The sequence below is a fragment of the Cohnella endophytica genome (assembly GCF_003628305.1).
In the GTDB taxonomy this organism is placed as follows: domain Bacteria; phylum Bacillota; class Bacilli; order Paenibacillales; family Paenibacillaceae; genus Cohnella; species Cohnella endophytica.
Window position 1 is genome coordinate 486,211 of record NZ_RBZM01000002.1, and the last position, 23,081, is coordinate 509,291.

General features: G+C 54.6%; 15 protein-coding genes. 4 read left to right on the forward strand and 11 right to left on the reverse strand.

Annotation, left to right across the window (positions count from 1 at the left end; genetic code table 11):
* Positions 1-90 precede the first annotated feature (90 nt).
* From D7Z26_RS04400 to D7Z26_RS04415, 4 genes are all read left to right on the forward strand, one after another.
* Positions 91-921: a helix-turn-helix transcriptional regulator gene (locus D7Z26_RS04400; protein WP_120974844.1), complete on the forward strand. Its 831-nt coding sequence runs from the start codon at positions 91-93 to the stop codon at positions 919-921.
* A 65-nt stretch (positions 922-986) separates the two neighbouring features.
* Positions 987-2,024 carry a hypothetical protein gene (locus D7Z26_RS04405; RefSeq protein WP_120974845.1) on the forward strand — a complete coding sequence of 346 codons (1,038 nt, stop codon included), beginning with the start codon at positions 987-989 and terminating at the stop codon, positions 2,022-2,024.
* 110 nt (positions 2,025-2,134) lie between these two features.
* Positions 2,135-2,572: a MarR family winged helix-turn-helix transcriptional regulator gene (locus D7Z26_RS04410; protein ID WP_158602188.1), complete on the forward strand. Its 438-nt coding sequence runs from the start codon at positions 2,135-2,137 to the stop codon at positions 2,570-2,572.
* A gap of 80 nt (positions 2,573-2,652) precedes the next feature.
* Positions 2,653-3,699, forward strand: a complete 1,047-nt coding sequence (locus tag D7Z26_RS04415; protein WP_120974847.1) for an LLM class flavin-dependent oxidoreductase — start codon at positions 2,653-2,655, stop codon at positions 3,697-3,699.
* Here D7Z26_RS04415 and D7Z26_RS04420 read toward each other — a convergent pair.
* The 11 genes from D7Z26_RS04420 to fucU all read right to left on the reverse strand — a co-directional run bounded on the left by D7Z26_RS04420 (position 3,692) and on the right by fucU (position 23,058).
* Positions 3,692-4,105: a DUF6232 family protein gene (locus D7Z26_RS04420; RefSeq protein ID WP_120974848.1), complete on the reverse strand. Its 414-nt coding sequence runs from the start codon at positions 4,103-4,105 to the stop codon at positions 3,692-3,694. The genes D7Z26_RS04415 and D7Z26_RS04420 overlap by 8 nt on opposite strands.
* Before the next feature lie 177 nt (positions 4,106-4,282).
* Positions 4,283-5,287: an ABC transporter substrate-binding protein gene (locus tag D7Z26_RS04425; protein ID WP_120974849.1), complete on the reverse strand. Its 1,005-nt coding sequence runs from the start codon at positions 5,285-5,287 to the stop codon at positions 4,283-4,285.
* A gap of 66 nt (positions 5,288-5,353) precedes the next feature.
* Positions 5,354-6,367, reverse strand: a complete 1,014-nt coding sequence (locus D7Z26_RS04430; RefSeq protein WP_120974850.1) for an ABC transporter permease — start codon at positions 6,365-6,367, stop codon at positions 5,354-5,356.
* A 28-nt stretch (positions 6,368-6,395) separates the two neighbouring features.
* Positions 6,396-7,904: a sugar ABC transporter ATP-binding protein gene (locus tag D7Z26_RS04435; RefSeq protein WP_120974851.1), complete on the reverse strand. Its 1,509-nt coding sequence runs from the start codon at positions 7,902-7,904 to the stop codon at positions 6,396-6,398.
* Between the two features lie 631 nt (positions 7,905-8,535).
* Positions 8,536-9,522 carry a substrate-binding domain-containing protein gene (locus D7Z26_RS04445; RefSeq protein WP_120974853.1) on the reverse strand — a complete coding sequence of 329 codons (987 nt, stop codon included), beginning with the start codon at positions 9,520-9,522 and terminating at the stop codon, positions 8,536-8,538.
* Positions 9,519-11,297 (reverse strand): cache domain-containing sensor histidine kinase, encoded by a 1,779-nt coding sequence (locus D7Z26_RS04450; RefSeq protein ID WP_120974854.1) that lies wholly within the window; start codon positions 11,295-11,297, stop codon positions 9,519-9,521. Before D7Z26_RS04450 ends, D7Z26_RS04445 begins: the two co-directional genes overlap by 4 nt.
* 10 nt (positions 11,298-11,307) lie before the next feature.
* Positions 11,308-12,927 (reverse strand): response regulator, encoded by a 1,620-nt coding sequence (locus D7Z26_RS04455; RefSeq protein WP_120974855.1) that lies wholly within the window; start codon positions 12,925-12,927, stop codon positions 11,308-11,310.
* A 19-nt stretch (positions 12,928-12,946) separates the two neighbouring features.
* A complete protein-coding gene (locus tag D7Z26_RS04460; protein WP_120974856.1) occupies positions 12,947-15,016 on the reverse strand; it encodes a methyl-accepting chemotaxis protein in 2,070 nt (689 codons plus the stop codon).
* 106 nt (positions 15,017-15,122) lie between these two features.
* Positions 15,123-19,553, reverse strand: a complete 4,431-nt coding sequence (locus tag D7Z26_RS04465) for a chitobiase/beta-hexosaminidase C-terminal domain-containing protein (RefSeq protein ID WP_120974857.1) — start codon at positions 19,551-19,553, stop codon at positions 15,123-15,125.
* 54 nt (positions 19,554-19,607) lie between these two features.
* Complete coding sequence (locus D7Z26_RS27980) at positions 19,608-21,911, reverse strand: beta-1,3-glucanase family protein (RefSeq protein WP_120974858.1); 2,304 nt, start codon at positions 21,909-21,911, stop codon at positions 19,608-19,610.
* 712 nt (positions 21,912-22,623) lie between these two features.
* Positions 22,624-23,058 carry an L-fucose mutarotase gene (gene fucU, locus D7Z26_RS04475; protein WP_120974859.1) on the reverse strand — a complete coding sequence of 145 codons (435 nt, stop codon included), beginning with the start codon at positions 23,056-23,058 and terminating at the stop codon, positions 22,624-22,626.
* Between the last annotated feature and the right edge of the window lie 23 nt (positions 23,059-23,081).

Here is a 23,081-nt window from a genome sequence, read left to right on the forward strand (position 1 = left end):
TAACTATATTCGTATTATAAATTCGATTGATCTCTTAATATATTTAAATATTTTCGCATGACTATCAAAATATGAAAGCGACGATGATCTATGAATAAGCTATCGTTTCCTAACGTTACGGAGAAGGACGTTCACCTTCCGTTATATTTGACCAGCATTGGCCATTGGGATCATCAGGAACGTACGCGACGGCCGGAGGGTTTCCCGGATTATCAATGGCTACAAGCCGATTCGGGCGGCGGCGAACTGATCGTAGGCGACAAGCGTTCACCCGTCAAACCCGGGCAAGGCTTCTTCCTGTTTCCCCGCGAAGTACATTTGTATCAACCCGTCGGCGAGAACTGGGGCGTTCATTGGATGTCGTTTAACGGAGGACTTGTTCCGTCTTTGCTGCAGCAAGCCGGTATCGCAAGATCTGGCGTATTCACCCTCTCGAATCCGGAACGGATGATCGCCCATCTCGAGCGGATTCATACGATGTCCCTCGCGCGAAATCCATTTCTCGGCATGGAATGCTCCAAGCTGTTATACGCGTTCCTCCTCGATCTGATGAAAAGCGTATGGACGGACTCTCCGTCCGCGGATCACAACTTAACGAAACTACACCCGGTTATCCGTTTCATCGAATCGAACTGCCATCGCCCGCTCACGATCGACGAAATGGCGGATACGATCGACGTCAGCGTCCAACATCTGTGCCATCTATTCAAGACCGGCTTGAAAATGCGCCCCATGGAATACGTTAACCGGGAGAGAATCAACAAAAGCAAGCAATGGATGTTCCGCGAGCCCGACGCGAAAATCAGGGATATCGCGGAGCGCGTCGGATTCGATAACCCGAGCTATTTCAGCTCCGTTTTCCGCAAGCTGGAAGGCTTGAGCCCAGAACAATTCAAGGGATCGCACGGACGGAACGGATAAAAATAGGTCGCCCTCCATGGGAAAATAAGGTAAGATATTCGTATTATTTTCTAGGAGTGGAAAAATTGATCATGCCTCGCAAACCCGTTTTATTCGTGACCGTTATCGCACTCTTCGCACTCGTGTTATTGTCCGGTTGCGCGACCGGCGAGAACGAAGCGACGACTTCCGTGCTCGTATCCGACAACGGAGAAGTTCAACTCTCGTTATCCAACGAGTGGAAAAGAGATCCCCAGGTCAGCAAGCTATCGATTCTCGGGATCGCGAATCGCAAGCAACAGAAATACGCGATGGTCAACCGAACGCCCAAATCGGACATGGCCGCCGATTCTACGTTGGATGATTACAAAAAAGTATTTACCGAAAACACGCGGACTTTACTGGAAGGCTACGAGGAATCCAATTTGCAACAAACGACGGTCGATTCCTCGCCTGCCCTGCTATTCGAAGTGACCGGTCGCACATCAGAGATCGACGTGCATTATATCGCCGCCATTCTGGAGAAGGACGAGACGTACTATCAAGTCGTGACCTGGACTCTCGCCGACAATTTCGAGGCGAACAAGGCTTCCATGCTGGAAGTCATACACGCCTTTAAGCTGCTGAAGGAAGCCGACGCATCGGCTAGCGCGAAAGCCGAAGGCGACGCGACGGCAACCGTATGGAAGAAAAGCGAAGACGGCAACGTTCGGATCAAAATTCCGAAAGGCTGGACCGATGCTCAAAAACTGTCGGAGGATGCGACCCTTCAGGCTATGAACGCGTTCAAGGAAGAATACATGGTCGTCATTCGAGAGAACAAAACGGATTTAGCGGCGGGGACGACCTTGGAGGATTACTCGAAGGCGGTTTCCGATAATATGGATGCGATGCTTGAGAACGCCGAAGTGACCGACTCCAAGGAAACGCTTATCAATGGCAATCGGGCGTTGCAATACGAGATTTCCGGTGAAATCGATAAATTGAAAATCGTCTATCTCGTGACGGTCGTTTCGTCCGAGGGACATTATAACCAAGTTTTGTTCTGGACACTGCAGAACCGGATGGACGGCAAGCGCGACCTATTCGCGAACGCCACGAGCACGTTCGAGGCAAAAGATTAAAGAGGGTTACGACGGGATGCCGATATCGCGCGGAGCTAGTGCTCCGTTTGACATCGGCGTCCTTATTCTTTAATATAAAGGTCAACAAATTGACTTTTGGAGCAACCCTCTTGGACAACGATGGACAATTGCATGGAAGTATAGTCGTTAATTTATTCCGATGCTCCAATCTGCTTGAGCGGATCGGGCGCAAGCTCGTGTCCGAGGTCGGGCTTTCGAGCGTCCACCAATGGTTTATTTTGTCCGCCTTGGCCGACGGCGACTTGTCCTTGAAACAATTGGGGAAAAACACGCTCGTGACGAAGCAGAACATGACGGGCATGATCGAGCGCTTGAAGCAAGGCAACTTCGTCGTAACCTACGAAGCTCGGGATGATCGCCGCATCACATTGGTGAAGCTTACCGATCAAGGCAGGGCGGCATTGGCGCATTTGGATCGCTTCGGCAATCTAAGCAATCGGTCTTCGTTCGATCGTCTGCGGCTCGAGGAGCTTGCTTCCTTTAACCGTTGCCTGCTCCAGCTCATCGAAAACATGAACGACGAATGACGCGTGTTAATTCGTGTTATCTTTTTATATCATTGAATTATAGTCAATATATTGACCATTATGAGGAGGAAATTACCCTAATGTCATCCCAAGCAGCAAGTTCGGCTTCTTCTCTCCGTCCAGTTCCCTTCTCCCTGTTGGATTTGGCTTCGATCGTCGAAGGCAGTACGCCCGCCGTATCTTTCCGCCATACGCTCGAGCTTGCCCGCAACGCCGAGAAATGGGGCTATAACCGTTTCTGGCTCGCCGAGCATCATAATATGCCGGGCATCGCCAGCTCCGCGACCTCCGTCTTGATCGGCCACGTCGCCGCGGGCACGAACTCGATTCGCGTAGGTTCAGGCGGCATTATGTTGCCGAACCATGCTCCGCTCGCGATCGCGGAACAATTCGGCACGTTGGAGTCTCTGTATCCGGGAAGAATCGACTTGGGTCTCGGCAGGGCGCCCGGCTCCGACCAAGCCGCTTCGCGCGTGTTGCGGCGCGGGCTCGGCGCAGGCGGAGAAGATTTCCCCGAACTGTTAAGCGAGCTGCGTTCCTTCTTCAATCCGCAATCGGGCTCCGCGAACAGCATCGTTCGCGCCATTCCCGGCGAAGGCTTGGACATCCCGATTTGGTTGCTCGGTTCGAGCGGATTCAGCGCCCAATTAGCCGGTCAACTAGGTCTGCCGTTCTCTTTCGCCAGCCATTTCGCCCCGGACTACTTGCATGCCGCCCTTGAATTGTACCGCGGCAACTTTAAGCCTTCCGGAGCGCTTGAGCGTCCTTATGCAATGATCGGAGTGAGCGTGACCGCGGCCGATACGGAAGAGAAAGCAAAAAGACTCGCCACTTCGCAGCAGCAAGCCTTCTTGAATATGATCAGGGGACGGTTCGGGCAATTGCCGCCTCCGGTAGACAATATGGACGAATTATGGACTCCTTATGAAAAAGCTGCGCTGAACAAACAGTTCGGATTCGCGGTCGTCGGAGACAAAGCCCAAGTCAAAAGCAGGTTGCAGGAAATCATTTCGGAGACCGGAGCGGACGAACTGATCATCGCATCGCAAATCTACGACCATCAAGATCGGTTAAGATCGTTCGAGATTATCGCGGAGATCGGAAACGAGCTTCGCGCGATTAGCTGATCATCAAGTTCCGTTGTTGCCTCGTCTCTACGATCGATCGGCTGAACGCGTTCGCCAAGCCTTCGAGGTAATCGTAATCCGTGACGCCTATCATTTCCTTCTCCCCCGAAGAGAAGACGAGCCAGAGCTTATGTACCGGCTTAACGAGACTATAAACGAGAGCATTGGCTACGAAGCCAAGGATTCCGAGCAACGCGACGAGGGAATGGAATTTGTAATTCCAGCCGAAGCCGCCTACCATAAGCAATAATTCCAGGAAAAGCAACGTATAAGGGATCGTTCTTCTCGTTCTGATAAGCTTGATGGAACATAAGTGCTGTATCGCGTAGCGGGCGTTGCCGCTTATGAACAATTCCCTCGTAATCGTAAAATTCTGATCCTTGAATATCGGTTGCTGGGTATCCATCTTGCTTCCTCCTCTATATAGATGGTTTCACTTAATCATTTCGACGCGCGTCTGGAAACCCCTACCTATTGACGGTAAATTTCATAAGTTTTGCGCGGAGGTAATCGCTTCGCGACGCAAAAGCCAGCCACGCTCCCGGTCGGAGAGTGGCTGGCTTTGATTGGCGCTCGTGATTAATTATTCGTAAAGTACCGCTTTCACTTCGTCGCTGTCGATATTCGTTTTGTCGTACCAGACGAATCCGCTATCGATTTTCGGTTGAACCGTCTCGCCTTTGGCTGCGGCTACGGCGGCTTTGACCGTTTCGTAACCGATGCCTACGGGGTTCTGGGAAACCGCGCCCGCCATTAATCCGGATTTGATGGCATCGATCTGCGCTTTACCGGAATCGTACCCGATAACGGTGATCTTGCCTTGCATTTTCGCTTCCGAGACCGCATTGATAACGCCGATCGCCGAGCCTTCGTTCGTTCCGAAGATGCCTTTAAGATTCGGGTGGGCTTGCATGATCGCTTTGGCCAAATCCGTCGATTTGAGGTGGTCGCCGCCGCCGTACTGAATGTCTACGATTTTGATGTTCGGATATTTTTCTTCGATGCGTTTCTTGAAACCGTCGCGCCGATCTACGCCGGTACGGCTCGTTTGGTCATGCGCGATGATCGCGACTTCGCCCGCTCCGCCGATCAATTCCGCCATTTTGTCAGCCGCGACTCCCGCCGCAACCGCATTGTCGGTAGCGACCGCGCTCACCGGAATGTCGCTGTCCACGCCGGAGTCGAACGCGACGACCGGAATTTTGCCTTCTTGCGCTTTCTTGAGAAGCGGGATCGAAGCTTGGCTGTCGAGCGCCGCGAACCCGATTGCCGCAGGCTTTTTATCGAGAGCGACCTGAAGCATTTCCAATTGTTTGTCGACTTGGGCTTCCGTCTCCGGTCCCTCGAACGTAATATCTACGTTAAGCTCGGCTGCGGCTTTCTCCGCCCCGATCTTAACCGCCTGCCAGAATTGATGCTGGAAACCTTTCGAGATGATCGGAATGTACATTTTGCCTTCCGGCGCCGCAGCAGCTTTGGATGGCGAAGCCGCGGCCGGAGACGCGTTGCCGTCCTTATTCTTGTTCGATCCGCAAGCGCTAACGATCAGTACGAGCGCAACCAAGGCAATCAGCCAAGCTTTTTTCATTTCCCATAACCCCTTTAATTGAATGTGGAGTGCTATATATAATCTCCGAAGGAGACCATACCGTGGTTAAGCTTTGCGACGACGAAGATTGTCGGCGTAGACGGCTACGAGAATAACCAAGCCGACGACGACCGTCTGCCACTCCGGCTTGACGGATAGAATGCGCAGCCCGTTCGTGAGCACGCTCATGATCAGCGCTCCGATGACGGTACCGACGATCGTTCCTTTGCCGCCGCTAAGGGATGTGCCTCCGATAACGACCGCCGCGATCGCTTCGAGCTCGTATCCGGAGCCAAGAGCCGGCTGTGCGGAGTTGAGGCGGGAAGCCATCAAGACACCGGCGAGTCCCGTGAACAAACCCGTGATCGTATAGATGACGATTTTCCAATTGCGGACATTAACGCCCGAAAGGCGCGTCGCTTCTTCGTTGCTGCCGATCGCGAAATTATAGCGGCCGATAATCGTCTTGGAGAGTAGCAAAGCTCCGATCAAGGCTGCCAGGAAGAAGATCACGACGGCGTTCGGAATGTCGAAGCCCGGGATGAGATCGCCTAGGAACGAACCTAACGAAATCTTGATGAACACCTCGTAATCCGTGAAATAGATCGGCTTGGAATCCGAGATGACGAGCGCAAGCCCTTTGGCGATCAGCATCATCGCCAGCGTCGCGATAAACGGCGGAATACCCATGCGGGATATCGTGAACCCCGACAGGAAACCGCATAACGCTCCCGTCATCAATCCGCCGATGATGCCGACCGGAATCGGCAATCCCCACATCGTTATGAACACTCCGGTCATGACCGCGCTGAGCGTCATCACCGTGCCTACGGAGAGATCGATCCCGCCGGTGATGATAACGAACGTCGAGCCTAACGCGAGTACGCCGATAACCGCGGTTGATAGCAGGATGCCGACGATATTCGAGAAGTGGAAAAAGTTGCTGGAAGCTATCGAGAAAATGATGAGCAACAGAATAAGACTCCCGAAGGCGAGCAGCTGTTGCAGGCCCGACTTAAAGGCGATCGTAGGTTTCTTGGTCGCCCCGTGTTCGACCGTTGTTGCCGTTGCTTCTTTCATGTGATTGTCTCCCTTTCTTCGCCGGAGGTCAGCCGATCCGGTCCGTCGCGTATGTCATGATTCGTTGCTGTGTTACGGTATCGTCGTTCAAGAGTTCTCCGGTAATCCGTCCCTCGCACATAACGAGAATACGATGGCTAAGACGCAGGATTTCGGGCAGCTCCGAACTGATCATAATGATCGATTTGCCGGAAGCGGCCAAGTTGTCGAGCAGCTTATAGATCTCGCTCTTGGCCCCGATGTCGATCCCCCGCGTCGGCTCGTCGAATATAAGAATGTCGCAGTCTCTCGTCAGCCATTTGCCGATGATCACCTTCTGTTGATTGCCGCCGGACAAGTACCTGACATGTTGCCGAATGCCCGGCGTTTTTACCTTCAGCTCCTCGACGATCCTTTCGGACGTTTCCGCCATGCGCCTATCATTCATCCATCCAGCCCGATTCTTGAATTTCCCTAAGTCCGCAAGGGCTACGTTCATCTTCAAGTCCATATCGAGCAGGCATCCGAAATTTTTCCGGTCTTCCGTCAAATAACCGATCCCGTGCTTGACGGCTTCATGGGGACCCGCGATGCGGACCTTGTTTCCCCGTACATATATCTCGCCCGAATCGATCGGATCCGCTCCGAAAATCGCTCTGGCGGTTTCCGTCCTTCCCGCGCCTACTAATCCGGCTACTCCGAGAATTTCGCCTTTTTTGAGCGAGAAGCTCACGGCTCGTAAGACGTTTTTACGATTTAGCCCTTTTACCTCGAGAACCGTTTCCCTCTCTCTATCCGATTGTCTGTCCGGCTTCGCGGGCTGATAGATTTCCCTGCCAACCATCATCGCGATAATTCGGTCGATGCTTATTTCCGCCGTCTGCACCGTGTCGATATAGCTTCCGTCGCGCATGACCGTGACCCGGTCGGTAATCTGCTTCAGTTCCGCCATCCGGTGGGAGATGTAGACGATTCCGACTCCTTTGGCTCGAAGCTGCTGGATCATGCGAAACAAGTCCTCGATCTCAACGTCGCTTAAAGCCGCCGTCGGTTCGTCCATGATGAGCACTTGGGAGTCGTAGGAAATCGCTTTGATAATCTCGACCATTTGCTGCTTTGCCACCGTGAGCTTCGACACCGCGACTGTAGGATCGATGTCCAAGTTCATCTGCTTTAGAAGCACCGCGGCTTGCTTGTTCATCGACTTGTCGTCGAGGATGATCCCCATGAACTTCCGCGGCTCTTTCCCGATGAATATGTTCTGAGCTACCGTAAGATCGGGCGCCAGATTCATCTCCTGATGGATCATGCTGATCCCCAGCTTCTGCGCCGCTCTCGTGTCGGGTATTTGGACTTCCTCGCCTTGATAAGTAATCCGGCCTCGGTCTTTCTGGTACACGCCCGTCAACACTTTCATCATCGTCGATTTGCCGGCGCCGTTCTCTCCCACGAGCGCGTGAACCTCGCCCGCCCGCAATTCGAATCTGCAATCCTTAAGCGCATGAACGCCGGAGAAATGCTTCTCGATCCCTTCCATCTTCACGACGATCTGACTCATCGTTCCACCTCTTCCAAGTGCCTTGTCGCGATCTTGATGTTAACTTTACACGCTCGGCTTTGGGGCTTACATGTGATTTCTTTCTGTAGTAGTCGAATAATTTTGGGAGTTCTCGATCGGCGAGTGAGTCGCGGAATGCCGTATTTGTGGTGGTGGGGGATTGGGTAGTGGTGGAGATTGGTTGGTGGGGATGCTTGCTCATTGTTGCTTTTTTCGAAGAACTGCAAGTAACCATTCTTTACTTGCATGCCTCTCCTCACTTTCTCGAGGGCCTGTAAGTAACATTTCTTTACTTGCGCGCCTCTTCGCACCCTCTCGAGGGTCTGTAAGTAACATTTCTTTACTTGCGCGCCTCTACGCACCTCTCGAGGGTCTGTAAGTAACATTTCTTTACTTGCGCGCCTCTACGCACCCTCAAGAGGGTCTGTAAGTAACATTTCTTTACTTGCGCACCTCTACGCACCCTCTCGAGGGTCTGTAAGTAACATTTCTTTACTTGCGCGCCTCTTCGCACCCTTTCGAGGAACTACAAATTACATACACTCCTGCGATAGCAAGCCCCGAGACGAAATAAAAAGACTATCCGCAGTCATCATCGATGACTGCGGATAGTCTTGTCGCTTCTATTGGCCTAATTGCCTACGAACGGGAACAGTAGCTTTTGATTCTCTTCCTCGTACATATTTTTTTTCGTAATGACGAGCGATCCGGTGTCGACGACCTTGAGCACCTTCTTGCCTTCGACGGCTTCCACCGCCGTCTTGACGCTAAGGTAGCCCATCTGAAACGGGCGCTGGATAACCGTTGCTTTCATGACGCCTTCGTCAAGAAGCGTAATTTCGTTAAAGGAGCTGTCGAAGCCGATCAGCATCACTTTGTCCTTCAGATTCAGCTCGCGAATCGCCCTTCCCGCTCCCACGGATGTCGGCTCGTTCAAGCCGACGATGCCGATGACGTCGGAATGCTTCAGCAACAGTTCCTTGGCCATCAAATAGGCATTCTGCTCGGAGCTCTCGGCATACGACGTGTCGAGCAACTCGATGTCAGGACTGGAAGCAAGCACGCTGCGGACCCCTTTCTCCCGATCGATATGTGAAGCGGCGTTCTTCACGTAGCTGATAATAGCGACCTTCCCTTTGCCGCTCAATTGCTGAAGCATGGCCTGTCCAGCTTCCCGTCCGGCTTTGACGTTATCCGTCGCTACGACGCTCCGGGGCTTCTCCGAGCGGATGCCGGAATCGACGATGATGAGTTTGATGCCTTTCTTCTCCGCCTTTTCGGCGACGGGGACTAGGCGGTCGTAATCGTTCGCCGCGAGCACGATCGCATCCGGATGTTGTTCGATCGCCTTCTCGACGAGGGCGATCTGCCCGTCGACGTCCGTCTCGCTATCGGAGCCCCATACTTGCACGTTCGCGTCGAATTCCTGAGCGGCTTCTTGAACGCCGTCGATCAATACCTGCCAGAACTCTACGGAAGCATCCATCGACTTAATGATAACTTTCACGTCGATCGTTTTCTGCTTTGATAATCCGCCGAAGCCGTATACTAAAGCGCCGCCGATAAGCAAGAGAGCCACGATCGACCCTACCCATATTTTGTGCTTCGATCCTATCATTGTTCTACCTCCGTCTCGCGAAGGGATTTCGGTATGCGGAAAGTGACCTTCGTGCCTTCCCCGAGCTTACTGTTATAAGACAACCCGTATTCCGGACCGAAATAGAGCATCAGCCGCTCGTGGACGTTTCGCACGCCTACCCCTCTGCCTTCTTCCGCGTCTCGGGCCGGGAGCAGCAGCGACTTCAGCTTTTCCTCGTCCATGCCGTTTCCGTTATCCTCGATATGGATATGAATATCCGCAGCGGTTTCCTCCGCCGTTATCCGGATGAGGCCGGGACCATGTTTCTTCTTAATTCCGTGATAGATCGCATTTTCCACGATCGGTTGTAAAATGACCTTGATCGTCTTGTAGTCGTATACGGTATCGCCGATATCGATCTCATAGTCCAGCTTATTCTTGTAACGCATCTTCTGGATCATGAGGTAGTTGGCGATGTGCTCCATCTCCGTCCGGATCGATACGAGCTCCTCCCCTTTGCTGATCGAAGCCCGGAACAGCTTGGCAAGCGCCGACGTCATCAAGACGACCTCTTTCGATTTGTTGCTCTCGGCCATCCAGACGATCGAATCCAGCGTGTTATACAGGAAGTGAGGATTAATCTGGGCTTGCAACGCATTAATCTCGCTCTTGCGCTTCTGCTCCTGATCATGCACGACCTGGGACATCAGCTCCTTGATTTTTCCGACCATAATGTTGAACGCTCTCGCTAGCCTGCCGATCTCGATCGATTTCGGAACCATGACGTGAATGTCGAAATTGCCCTTTTCCACTTCCTTCATCGAATCCTGAAGCCGTTTGATCGGCTTGCTTACGCGCTGGGAGAGAAAGAACGAAAGCACGATCGCGATCAACACGCAGACCAAGCCCCAGAGGACGAAAGAGAGCCGAATCTCGTTCTGGTTGCCGACTAGCTCGTTCACGTACGAAACGCCGACGATTTTCCAGCCGAAATCCGAATCTTGCACCGTATACATCCGGCTGTCGCGTCCCTCGTCGCTCGTGAACGTACCGCTCTTAATGGCGAGAACCTCTTCGATCTTCTCGGATTTCAGGTTGCTATAGACGAGCTGTTGCTGGGGATGGTAGACGATTTTCCCATCGGAATCGACGATGAACAAGTAGCCTCGCTGACCTAACCGGATATCCTTGAACATATCGTTCATGACGCTGAAGTTCAGATCTACGAGGAACACGCCCAGCTTTTTCCCATCCTTGCTGATCAACTCCCGGCTAAGCGAAACGACCCAAGGATAACGCCCCTTGAAGACGGGCTGCACATGGGATGGCGACAGCACGTTCTGTCCCTCGGCCGCTTGCGCGTTCTTGTACCAGCCTAGCGTCTTGATGTCGATGTACGGATTCAACTCCAGCTCCTTCCGACCGCTGACGAACTGCCCTCCGTAGCCGAAAACATTGGCGGACGCGATGTCGGTACGGGACGCGAGCATCGACTCCAGCATGTCGGAGATCGCTTCCTTGTATCCTTTTTCTTCCTTTAAGCTAGAGAAAGTGGAATTCGATAAATACTCTTGCACGGAATGGTTGCCCGCCGCGAGATCCGACATGTACTTCATGCCGTTTACGTAGGATTTGATGTTATTGTTAACCTGTTTCACGAGTTCCGTCGTATAGGCTTGCGCCTTGGACTGAACGGCATCCTTCGTCAAGTAGTACGAGATGATGCTCATGATAAAGATCGTCAGTACGATCAGGAACACCGAAGCCAGTACCATGTTCGTCTGAATGCTCCGCAATCTCTTGAATATCCCCATGGCTGCCGCCTCACGCTTTCCAAGTCATCGTTTTGTTGCGGTAATCCATCGGCGTTTCGCCGAAATGCTTCTTGAAAGCTCCGCTAAAATAATGAGGATCGCTATACCCAACCGCATAAGCGACCTCGTAGCTTTTCATGCCGGTTAAGCTCAGAAGCTCTCTCGCTTTCTCCATCCGCTCGTGCGTAACGTATTCCACGAAAGATCTGCCGTTATGCTGTTTGAAAATGCTGCTGAAATAGCTGCCGCTCATGGAAACGTGTCGGCAGACGGTTTTAAGAGAAAGCTCGGGGTCCATGTAATTGCGCTTTACGTACTCGATCGCCTTGGTAATCTGGCCGAGCGTCTGGTCTTCGCGTTTGCCGCGAATGACGGTAACCGCCTTGACGCAAGCCTCCTTCATCCAGTCCTCGATTTCGTCGAGAGAGCCGAACCGCCCGAGCTCGGTCACGAGATTCGTCGATTCGCCGAACACTTGCGCGCTGTCATAGTTCATCTCGTACAAAGCGTGCATCATCGTCACCGCGAGGCGTTGCAGATAAATCGTGCACACTCCGAAGGGAAAGACGTGTTCCCGGAACGATGAGAACAATCGCGTCACCCAATCTTCCATTTCCTGCGGGGTTCCCGTCTTCAGCTTCGTAATCAGCTCTCCGTCCCAACCGACGACCGACAGCAGTTCGGGCCGCTCGCGGCTTTCCATGTCCGAGATCGGAATAACGGCGTTCGAGCCGATGACATAGCTGTATTCCAACGCGGACATCGCGGATCGATGAGCAAGCGGCGCGTTGTCCGACCAGCGGCAAGCGTGCCCGATTCCGATCGATAACTGAATCGGCAAATAGGAGGTGGCCGCTTCGTGGAGTTGTTCCGCCAGTTGAATCGCCCTCTCTTGCAGCTCGTTCTCTTCTTCTCCGGAAAGGAGCACCAGGACGCGGTTTTCCCGGTCGCGGAACGACTCGGAACCCTCGTACTTCCCCGCGATCTCTTGCGCGATGTTGTACAGCCCGAACCGGATCAATTCCCGATCGAACAACGTGGACGGAGCTTGCAGCTCCCATTTGTCCACGTCCGCCGCGAGCTCGATCAAGAACGGTCCCTTCCATCGCAGCTCGAAATACTCGCAGGACTCCTTGATCTGGCGCTCCGTCATCGGGGACGTCACCAGTCGTTCCAGGAATCTCTCTTTCAGAAGCGGCAAACTTTCCGTCAACTGCCGTTTCAGCTTTTCGTGATCTTGCGCGCGACTTCTGACCAGGTCGAGTTCCGACGCCAGCTTCTTTAGGATCGTTTCCAGTTCCGCGGCCGTAATCGGTTTCAGTACATAATCCACGGCTTGAAGCTTAAGCGCTTGCTGCGCAAAGTCGAAATCGTCGTACCCGGTAAGGATAATAACTTTGACGTCGGGATAATGGGCGGCCAACTCGCGCGTTAGCTCGAGCCCGTCCATGAATGGCATGCCGATATCGGTCAGCACGACGTCGGGTGTCTCGCGCCTTATGAATTCCAGCGCTTCCAGCCCGTCTTCGCAATCTCCGACGCATTCGAAGCCGAGCTTCGCCCAATCCATCTGTTCCTTGATCGCTTCGCGAACGAGCGCTTCATCGTCCACGATCAGAAGCTTATACACCGTTTCCCCACCTCGCCCGCTAGTTCACTTCGAACTTGCCGATCGTCTCCGCCAACGTCGCGGACGTGCCGTTAAGCTCCCGTCCCATCTCGGCCAGCCGGCCCGTCTCCTTCAGTTGCTCCTCCGCTCCCGCGTAAGCTTCTTCCGCCGACGCGGCGATTTGCTGCGCTGCCGAAGCGATGCATGAAATCGCTTTCTTCGTTTTCTCTTTCGAGTCTACCATATTTTCGGACATCGCGCGCATGCCGGAAACGTTGACCTTAATGCGATCGATCCTCATCTTAATGCCCACGAAACTTCTGTCCGCCTCCGCAACCGCGTCGTTCTGTTGCTCCAATAGCGCGATGGAACGTTCCGCCTCCTGCACGGCGGCAACCGACCTGCCGATCACGTCCGCGATCTTCCGCCCGATCTCCTCGGAAGCCCGGCCCGACCTCAATGCGAGCTTCTTCACTTCTTCGGCGACAACGGCGAAACCCTTACCCGCCTGTCCCGCTCTCGCGGCCTCGATCGAAGCGTTTAACGCCAGAATGTTCGTTTGCTTCGCTACGTTCGAGATCGAATGAACGATATCCGAGATCGCATGCAGTTCGACGTTCAAGGAGACGATCTCTTGGTTTACGGACCTCGAAACCGCGTTCGCCGACGACGTCTTCTCGTTCAAATGCTTCACTGCGAGCTGGGTGCCGTCGCAGGCTTCACCTATGCTCGCAATCGCATCGGATACCGTTACGATATCTTCGAGCATCCGTTGGATTCTCTCCGACAGCTCCGTCATGCTGTCTTGGCCGACTATCGCCTCGTTTGCTTGGCTGGAAGATCCGCTCGCGATTTGTTTGATAGCCTCCGCGAGAAGCAGGTGATGTTCGCGAAAACGATCGGACACCTCGGCTACGACGCGGGATTGTCCTCTCATGCTGTCGGACGAAGAGCCGGCTTGCACGATCAGTTCGCGGATCGAGTCGAGCGTTTCTTGCAGTCGTTTGGCGATCGTGCCCATCTCGTCGTTGTTGCCGTCGCGGATATCGACGTTCAGCTTCCCCTCGTTGACTTGCCTCATTCGTGCCAATAACTTGCGGCTTGGCACCGAAATCCCAAGAGATAACACGTATGCGATGACCACCGAAGCGAAAAGGCAAACGATGCCGATCAGAATCGTCTTCCGCTTCAAATCCGCGATGTCGGCGAGGATGAACGATTTCGGTACGACGGCGACGGCCGTCCAATCGTTCGTTCCGATCGGCGCGCTTACGACGAGCGAGGTTTCTCCGAACGCGTCAGCGCTTCCCGTCGCCCCTTGTTGCGTCCGTTCGTTTCCTGCCCATTCCGTCAAGCTTGCATCGGGGATCGGCTCGTGAATCGGCAGGGCGTCTTTATCCGTGCTGGAGACGACATCCCCTTTCGCGTCCATCACGAAGAGCTTGGCGGCAGCGCCAAGCCGGATGCCATCGTACAAGGAGGCGATTCTTTTTTCCTCCAGCGTCATGACGATTACGCCGAGCACGCTGCCGTTTTCCGCGGACTTCAGTTGTTTGCTTACGGCGATGAACGCTTTGCCCGTCACGGGATCGTCGACCAGATCGTAATGCGTTCCCGCGCTCGCCTTTGCCTTCGTCACGATGTCGCCGATCTGCCGTTTGTCCAGCGTGCTATAGCTACCGAACTTCGTATCTCCGTCCGCGTAGACGGCAACGCTTGACAAATAATTCAGCAACGACAGCTTGTGGGAAATCGTCTTGTCGATGAGGGAAGAGATTTGATTATGGCGATCCGTTCCCTTATTCCATTCGCTTAAGCCCGACTGGATGCTGTCGCTAGTCGAAACGTCTTCCATCGCGGTCTGCAGATGTTCCAGCTCCAGGCGGATGTTGGCCGCGACCTGATCCGTCACTTGTTTGGCGTACAATTCGATTTTGGCGTTTAACGCCGCGCTTGACTGCCGGTAACCGACATAGCCGGACAATCCGACGGATAGGAACAGCAGCGATGCGAAAAAAATGGTTAGCCGCGTCTGGATCGTCGAAAAGCGCACCGCCTTAAGATTGGCGATGCGCTCCGAGAATTTGGCGGTAGGCTTCGTATCGTCCATGGCAGACCCTCCTAACGATTAGGTAACCTCATCGTAAGGAGCGCCAGTCGTTCTGCCAATGCGAAAATCAACGAAAATAGTCGAAAATCTTTCGGCGTAGTTCCGCTTAACCCGGCGTAAAGCTCTGCAGCCCGTATCCGTAAGGGAACAAAGGATTGCCGAACGTCGTCGGCACTGGCTGGTTGTTGTTGATCAAACTTCGGATTTGCGCCCGTTCCGCCTCGGTCGCGCCAAGATCGTACGGAAGATCCCATTTCTCGAGCTGATTGTTGACGTCGTCCGTGCCGATCTGATCGAGCGAGCGCGGCAATTGGAACGGCAATTTGCCTTTCGGCAAGTAATCGCCGAACAGCAGTCCCGCCGTCGCGACGCCTCCGCCGTTGCCGGGACGGTACAAAACAACGACCGCTCCGCACTTATTCATGATGTCCGTAAGCACGTAAGGCCGAGGCATGACGATGGCGCAGACGACCGGGATACCCCGATTGTAGAACTTATCGATCTGGGCGATCTGATCGGCGGGAATCGTCGGATTTTTGTCTGCCCATTCGGTTCCGTGCGTATAACTTCTCTCGCCGATGACGACGACGGCCGCTTTGGCGGCGGTCGCGTCGTTCAATACGACGTTAACCCCTGTTCCGGCCCGATCTTTGATCCCTTGGTAATAGGATTTTGCCGCCGGATTGTCGTGATAGATCGATTGCCAGATCACGTTGGCGATATTATCGTTCGCGTTGTCGTCGCTCGTCGCGCGCGGACCGGCGACGACGATCGTGTCGCCCGCGTTGGCCTTGAGCGGCAATACGCCGTTGTTCTTGAGCAACGTCAGCGATTGGCGCGCCGCTTCGTTCACGATATTGTTGCTTTCGACGCTGTGCCAGATCGTCGTCGGGTAGTCCGGATCTCCGTACGGATTCTCGAACATGCCCAATCTGAACTTGAGATCGAGCACCCTTCTTACCGCTTCGTTAAGTCTTGGCCAGCCAACGGAGGCGATCAGCGCGTTGAAGTCCGTGCCGGAAGCTACCGCCCCGCCCATGACGTCGCTGCCCGCGCCGATGCTCTTGACGGAAATGTCCGTCGAGGCCGCGAGCCAGTCGGTCATGACGATGCCGTTGAATCCGATCACGTTGCGCAAGAAATCGAGCGTAGGTTTGCTCGTTCCAGCTCCGTTGTTGGCCGGATCGAGGTATGGCGAGCCGCCGTACCCCGGCATGACGGTCGCGGCGTTCGCGTCCATCGCCGCGTACCATGGCTTCATGTGCCACTTGATCGTCGCGCTGTCGTAGACGATGGATTGCTCCCCGCCCGCGCCTTGGCTGGGCCAGTGCTTAACCGTGATCATCATCGATTTCGGATTGACCTCCGGACCGCCTTGCATGCCGGTAATGATCGCCCGGACCATCGCGGCCGAATAATCCGCGTTCTCGCCCGTTCCTTCCTGGAAGCGAGGGTACAACACTTTCGTATCGACTTCCGCGAGCGGAGAGAGCGAACCCGTGAAACCCCATGCCTTCTGCTCCCTGCGCTGAAGATCGCCGACCTGCCAGGCGATGTTCAAGTTGCGGGTCGCCGCAAGTCCGAGTTCGGTCGGGAAAGCCGTCTGCCAGCCGTCGATCTTGTCGCCCGTAAAAGCGATCGGAATGCCGAGGCGCTGCGATGCGGACACCTTCTTCTGAGCGTCCGTAATAAATCCGGTTACTCCGTAGGAAAAGACGAAACCGGCCATCTGATTCAACCCGTCGAGCGATTCCGGGGAGAAGAAGAGCTGATTGATCTTCTCTTCGTTCGTCATCCGCGACATCAGATCGTCCACGCGAACGGAAATGGGATTATGCCAATCTTCGTACGGCTCGATCGTACCGTTTTTGTTCAGGTCTCTGCTTCCGTTGACCACGTTGATTCCGTCTGCCACTTGTTCGATGTACGGGAGATATACGCTGAACTGACCGACGGACGACGGACTGCGGTTTCCGCTCCCGTCGATGCCGATAACGTACCATTTGTAAGTCCATCGGTCGACGAGCGATGGCGCGACGATCGTCGTCCCCGTCGTTTCTCCGATTTTCGTATAACGATCGAGCAAGTTACCGGATGCGTTCCAGTCGTAATCGGTTCTGGATAAGTTCACCCACACTTCGTATTTGACCGTCCCCGCTTTGGCTTCCCACGAGAGCGTCGGCGTTCTCGTGTTCGTGACCATTTGACCGTTTACCGGAGCGAGCACCTTAAAAGCGGTAATGGTATACGTCGCGCTAGATACCGCCGAATCCGTCATGCCCGCTTTGGTTGCGATCGCTTTGACCGTCGTCGTCGCCGCGATGTTGATCGCACCCGTGTACGTCGGGGAAGATGCCGTCGGCGTCGAGCCGTCGGTCGTATACTTGATCGTCGCGCCCGCCGTCGCGCTCGATAACGTCACGCTTTGGGCGGTCGTATAGTTTCCTCCGGCAGGCGAGAAGGTAGGCGCCGCCGCTTCCGGAGGCAACGGCGTCGTCTGGCCGTACACTTCGAACTCCCATAACGAATAACCGTAACCCGTATTCCTTGTCGTACCGTACATTCTCACGTAGCGGGCAGTCACGGGGGTAATGGAAATATTCTCGACGCCGCCTGCGCCGTAAGTTTGGGTATAGACGTCCGTCCAAGCCGTAGCGTTCGTCGACACTTGGATTTTGTATGACTTCGCGCTTGCCGTTTCCCAGTTCAGCTTCACGCCGGCCACCGTATTGTTCGAACCGAGGTCGACGTAAATCCATTGCGGATCGCTAAACTCCGACTCCCAGCGCGTTCCGGCGTTGCCGTCCGTGGCCGCGTTCGCCGTATTGCCGGTAAGCGACGACGAAGCCGTCGCCGATTTGTTCAGGGCGAGATTAACGTTTGCGGTCGTAATCGTATACGTCGCCGAAGACACTGCCGAATCCGCGAGCCCCGATTTCGTCGCGATCGCCTTGATCGTCGTCGTCGCGGCGACGTTAATGACGCCGCTATACGTAGCGGATGCCGCCGTCGGCGTCGAGCCGTCGGTCGTATATTTGATCGTCGCGCCCGACGTCGCGCTTGTCAGCGTGACGCTCTGCGCCGAAGCGTACGTTCCCGCGGAAGGCGAGAACGCCGGAGATTCCGCCCGATCCGTCAAGACGACGGTAACCGCCGAACTCGGATGGACGGTAAACGTAAGCGGGTTCCCTTGCGCGACGTTGCCGTTCGCATCCGTCGTGCGGAACGTCACCTGCTTCTGCTCTACCATATAATTGACTCCAATAGTGACCGCCGTACCGACGTTGTACTTGATCGTATGGCCGATCGTCGCGTTTTGCGATTTTAACGTCGTCGTTTGGTTGAGATCGGCCGGAGAGAGACCCATCTCTAAATATTGCGCATAAGGTCCGGTTACCGGGATATCGACCGCCTGAGGTTGCGGAGTCGACTGGCCGTACACTTCGAATTCCCACAAAGAGTAACCGTACCCTGTGTTCCTAGCCGTGCCGTACATTCTAACGTAACGGGCAGTCGTGGCGGCGAAGTTGACGTTCTCGATGTTCCCCGCTCCGTTCGTTTGGGTGTACACGTCCGTCCATGCGGTAGCGTTGGCTGATACTTGGATTTTATATGCTTTGGCGCTCGCCGTTTCCCAATTCAGCCGAACCGAGCCGACCGTTTGAGGACTGCCCAAATCCACGTATATCCACTGCGGATCGGCGAATTGAGACGACCAACGCGTTCCGGCATTGCCGTCGACGGCAGACGAAGGCGTAAAAGCTCCTTCGTAGGACGATGCGTAGGCGGGTTTGTTCAAAGCAAGGTTAATATTTCCCCCCGCGCTAATCATGTACGTCGCCGAAGACGCAGCCGAGTCGGTCATTCCCGATTTCAGAGCGATCGCTTTAACCGTCGTAGTCGCCGTAACGTTGATCGCCCCCGAATAAGTCAGGGAAGCGGCAGTCGGCGTCGAGCCGTCGATCGTGTACTTGATCGTCGCGCCCGCCGTCCCGCTTGTCAGCGTTACGCTCTGCGCGGAAGCATACGTGCCTGCCGCGGGCGTAAACGTCGGCGCGGACGCTTGCTGCGCGGGCGTCGAAGACGCGATGTTCATCCAGTTAAAGTTCCAGCCGTTCGTGACCGCATAGACGCGCAGCGTTTGATTGCCCGCGGACAAATTCACGTTGGCCGTGACCGTCTGCCAAGTCTGATAACCCCCCGTGTTCGGTACCGTGACCGTAGTAAGCGTCGTCGCGCCGCTCCGTAGCTGCAACTGCGTTCCCGCGTAAGGGCTGGATACCCGGAAATCGACGTTGTAGGCACCGGCGACTGGGATATTGACCGCATAATCCATCCAGTCTCCCGCGTCGATATAAGAAACGTTCAAACCGCCTTCCGAGCAAACCTCCGTCTGGATCCCGCTCATTGCCGAGTAATTTTCCGCCTCGATTTTGCCCGGATCGCCGGGCGCGGCCGAAGTCGGCGCCATGGATGCCAGAAGTCCCGCGATCATAGCGACGATCAGCAATAGGGCGGACGTTTTCTTTGCGAACATTGGGATGCCTCCTTTAATTTCGCTGACTTTGACCTAACGCTAAACGGCGAAAGATTACCATCCGACCGTTACGATTAATGCCGACGGATTGTTGTGCTCCAGATATGCGGCTTGGGTATAAACGTCATCGTAACAGAAGCCGTAGGATAATCCGTCAATGCTATGGTCGTGCCAGAATTTCGCGTAGAAGTTGCTTGGCGCCGTTTTGTAAAACTTGCTCGTGTTGGTCCAATCCGCGGGAGTCGCGAACACGCCTCTGTTCAAGGCCGCGCAAACCTCGGGATCGGAAGCGGCTCCGGTGCCGAGCAAAATTTCCTGCGTCGTCGGCTTGGCGCCCGGTCGATTCCACACTTGGTTCACGTAGCTATCGAAATAATTAGCGTATGGACCGCCCGCCTTGAATCCGCCTTTGGCCGGCGCCAAAATCCGGTACGGCGCTTGCACGAGCGTCTTGAACTCGGAGGGTACTTCGTTCGTATAGGCGGAGAACAATGCCGCTCGCGTCTCGGTCTCGCCTACGGTCCGGTCGAAACCGTCCGCGCAGATAAGACGGTGCGTGATCGGGAATCCGAACGCGTCGACCCGCGTCGTATTGCCGTGATATCCCCCGGCGTCCAGCGTAAATTCAATGAAGTCCCAATACACGTCGTTGTTCGGATCGGTAGGGTTGTTTACGTCCGGACCCGCGTATCCGTCGTTATACAGCTTGATATACAGCGGAGAGCCGACGCTCAAATACATCCTGCCGGAAGAGATGGCCGGCGTCGATACGAGCGGCACGTCGCTCAGCTTGTGGTAAATGTTCGCGTAGTTATTGCCGTTCTTCGTCAAATGGCCGGCCGCGTCGTTCAGCGCGGTCGAAGTCGGCACCAAGTGTCCGTTCGCGTCCAAATAGCAGAGCTGGTTGGACGAATTCAATCCCAGGACGGCCCAATAGATCTGATTGTCAGCGTAATTCCCTCTCGTTCCGTTCCGGATTTGAAAATCCATGACGCCGCCGCCCGTCGATATTTTGTAAGTCGCGCTCGCCGCATCGGAGTCCGTCATGCCGGTTTTTAGAGCGATCGCCTTCACCGACGTCGTGGACGCGACCAAAAACGGGGCAGTGTATGTCGCTGAAGACGCCGTCGGGGTAGAACCGTCCGTCGTATACTTGATCGTCGCGCCAGCCGTCGCTGTGGCTAGCGTAACATTCTGTGCAGTCGCGTACGTTCCGCCGGCCGGCGAGAATGTCGGCGTCGCGACTTTGGCCGGTTGCGAACCGGACGCGAATTGGATCCAATTAACGTTGTATCCGCCGACGTTCGCGTACAGGGTAAGCGTTTGACTGCCGGCGGCCAACGTCACGGTCGATGTGATCGTCGTCCAGCTCTGCCAGCCGCCCGTGTTCGGCACGGCGGCCGTCCCGAGTACCGTCGACCCTTTCCTCAATTGAATTTGCCCGGTCGCGTTCGGACTCGCTACGCGGTACTGCACCGTATAAACGCCGGCCGTCGCTACGTTCACGTTGTAGCTCATTGAATCTCCCGTATCGATCCAGCCGACGTTCAAGCCGCCCTCCGAGCACGCTTCCGTCGCCACTCCGCTCATCGCGTCGTAGCTTTCCGCTTCGATCTTGCCCGGAATCGCTTTGCCGTTAGCGATATTGATCGTATACGTCGCCGAAGACGCCGCCGAATCAGTCATTCCCGATTTCGTCGCGATCGCTTTGACCGTCGTCGTTATCGACACGTTAATCGCCCCCGTGTAGGTCGGGGAGGCAGCAGTCGGCGTCGAGCCGTCGGTCGTGTATTTGATCGTCGCGCCAGAAGTCGCGCTTGTCAGCGTCAAGTTCTGCGCGGAAGCATACGTGCCTGCCGCGGGCGTAAACGTTGGCGCGGCCGCTTGCTGCGCGGGCGCCGAAGACGCGATGTTCATCCAGTTAAAGTTCCAGCCGTTCGTAACCGCGTAGACGCGCAACGTCTGATTGCCGGCGGCCAAATTCACGTTGGCCGTGACCGTCTGCCAAGTCTGATAACCGCCCGTGTTCGGCACCGTGACCGTGGCAAGCGTCGTCGCACCGCTTCGTAGCTGCAGTTGCGTTCCCGCGTAAGGGCTAGATACGCGGAAATCGACGTTGTACGCTCCGGCGGTCGGAATGTTGACCGCATAGTCCATCCAGTCGCCCGCGTCGATATAAGCGACGTTTAAGCCGCCTTCCAAGCACGCTTCCGTCTGGATTCCGCTCATCGCCGAGTAATTTTCCGCTTCGATTTTGCCCGGATCTCCGGGCGCGGCTACCGCCGTCGACGTAATCGTTATCATTCCGGTCAGCAAAAATACGATCAGCAAATAAGCGGGTACTTTCCTGAGTTTCATTAATGATCCATCCTTTCATGCGCTCTGCGAGCGGAATGTTAAAACCAAGAGGAAAACGATTTCATTGTGCGTGATCGAGTGATACGCTCAAGGGCATCACCTCCTTTAAGTCTCATTTCTTAATCGATTGAAATGTGGGAGAAACTTGGAAAGTAACGATCGTAGCGTGAGAAATGACGTGAAGAGAGTGCTTAGCTGAGTGAAATAGCCGTGGAGGAGAAGCCGGCCGGCAGCCGACGAATGTCGCGAACGACCCCATTATTCATGAAAGCTACGGGCATTACAATCGGTTAAACGAAAATGGTGAATAATTCAGCACTTTATCTGAAAAACGTCCACATAAATCATAGGGTCGGATAGATCGTCGTTGTTAAGTTGTTTTTCATCGCATGCAACCCCATTTCATGGATACTGAGCACTGTTACGATGCTTTTCATCGTATGAGGCACCCAAATCGGACCTAATAGTCTCATTTCGACGCAGTTACGATGTTTTTCATCGCAAGAGACACCAAATCGGACCTCACAGACTCCTATCGTCGTTGTTACGTTGTTTACTAGGTCAAATCGAAAAATGGCGACGCAGGGATTATCTCCCTTCACGTCGCCACTTACGCCTTTCAACGCATATACGGTTCATGCGAGCTGTCCGCCATGCGAACGAACTTACTTCTTGGACGGCCCCTTGTCAGCCGTATGGAATTCGATATCTCTTATTCCCCGGTAATAACGCCCTTTTTGAGAATTAGGTTCGCGTATAAAGCGCCTTCACCCGTGGCCACGATGGCGTATGCTTTTTTCGCGCGCTCATAGAAAGCGAACCGCTCGACTTCTTCGAACGGCTCGGCGAAGCCGGAACGCGCCTCGATGATCTCGCCGTAAGTTTTCCAGATCGGCGTCTCCGCCGTGTCTCCCGGCACGACTTGCATCAATGCCGCAGGCTTCGCCACGTAAGGATCGAGCGGAAATAACCTTAGAATCGCGTCAAGCAATTCCGGAATGCCATGCCCATCGGCACGGATCAGCCTTTGCGCATGGCTAGCCGCGGGGAAATTGCCGTCTCCGAGCACGATTTCGTCGCTGTGTCCCATTTCCATCAATACTTTAAGCAGCTCCGGAGAGATGAGACTCGAAATTCCTTTTAACATAGGGAACTCGCCTGCCTTTCCTG

Bases quoted from the DNA above. Each gene is read 5' to 3' on its own strand.
- D7Z26_RS04400 (WP_120974844.1), top strand. From the start codon at position 91: ATGAATAAGCTATCGTTTCCTAACGTTACGGAGAAGGACGTTCACCTT.
- D7Z26_RS04415 (WP_120974847.1), top strand. From the start codon at position 2,653: ATGTCATCCCAAGCAGCAAGTTCGGCTTCTTCTCTCCGTCCAGTTCCC.
- D7Z26_RS04420 (WP_120974848.1), bottom strand. From the start codon at position 4,105: ATGGATACCCAGCAACCGATATTCAAGGATCAGAATTTTACGATTACG.
- D7Z26_RS04425 (WP_120974849.1), bottom strand. From the start codon at position 5,287: ATGAAAAAAGCTTGGCTGATTGCCTTGGTTGCGCTCGTACTGATCGTT.
- D7Z26_RS04430 (WP_120974850.1), bottom strand. From the start codon at position 6,367: ATGAAAGAAGCAACGGCAACAACGGTCGAACACGGGGCGACCAAGAAA.
- D7Z26_RS04435 (WP_120974851.1), bottom strand. From the start codon at position 7,904: ATGAGTCAGATCGTCGTGAAGATGGAAGGGATCGAGAAGCATTTCTCC.
- D7Z26_RS04445 (WP_120974853.1), bottom strand. From the start codon at position 9,522: ATGATAGGATCGAAGCACAAAATATGGGTAGGGTCGATCGTGGCTCTC.
- D7Z26_RS04450 (WP_120974854.1), bottom strand. From the start codon at position 11,297: ATGGGGATATTCAAGAGATTGCGGAGCATTCAGACGAACATGGTACTG.
- D7Z26_RS04460 (WP_120974856.1), bottom strand. From the start codon at position 15,016: ATGGACGATACGAAGCCTACCGCCAAATTCTCGGAGCGCATCGCCAAT.
- D7Z26_RS04465 (WP_120974857.1), bottom strand. From the start codon at position 19,553: ATGTTCGCAAAGAAAACGTCCGCCCTATTGCTGATCGTCGCTATGATC.
- D7Z26_RS27980 (WP_120974858.1), bottom strand. From the start codon at position 21,911: ATGAAACTCAGGAAAGTACCCGCTTATTTGCTGATCGTATTTTTGCTG.
- fucU (WP_120974859.1), bottom strand. From the start codon at position 23,058: ATGTTAAAAGGAATTTCGAGTCTCATCTCTCCGGAGCTGCTTAAAGTA.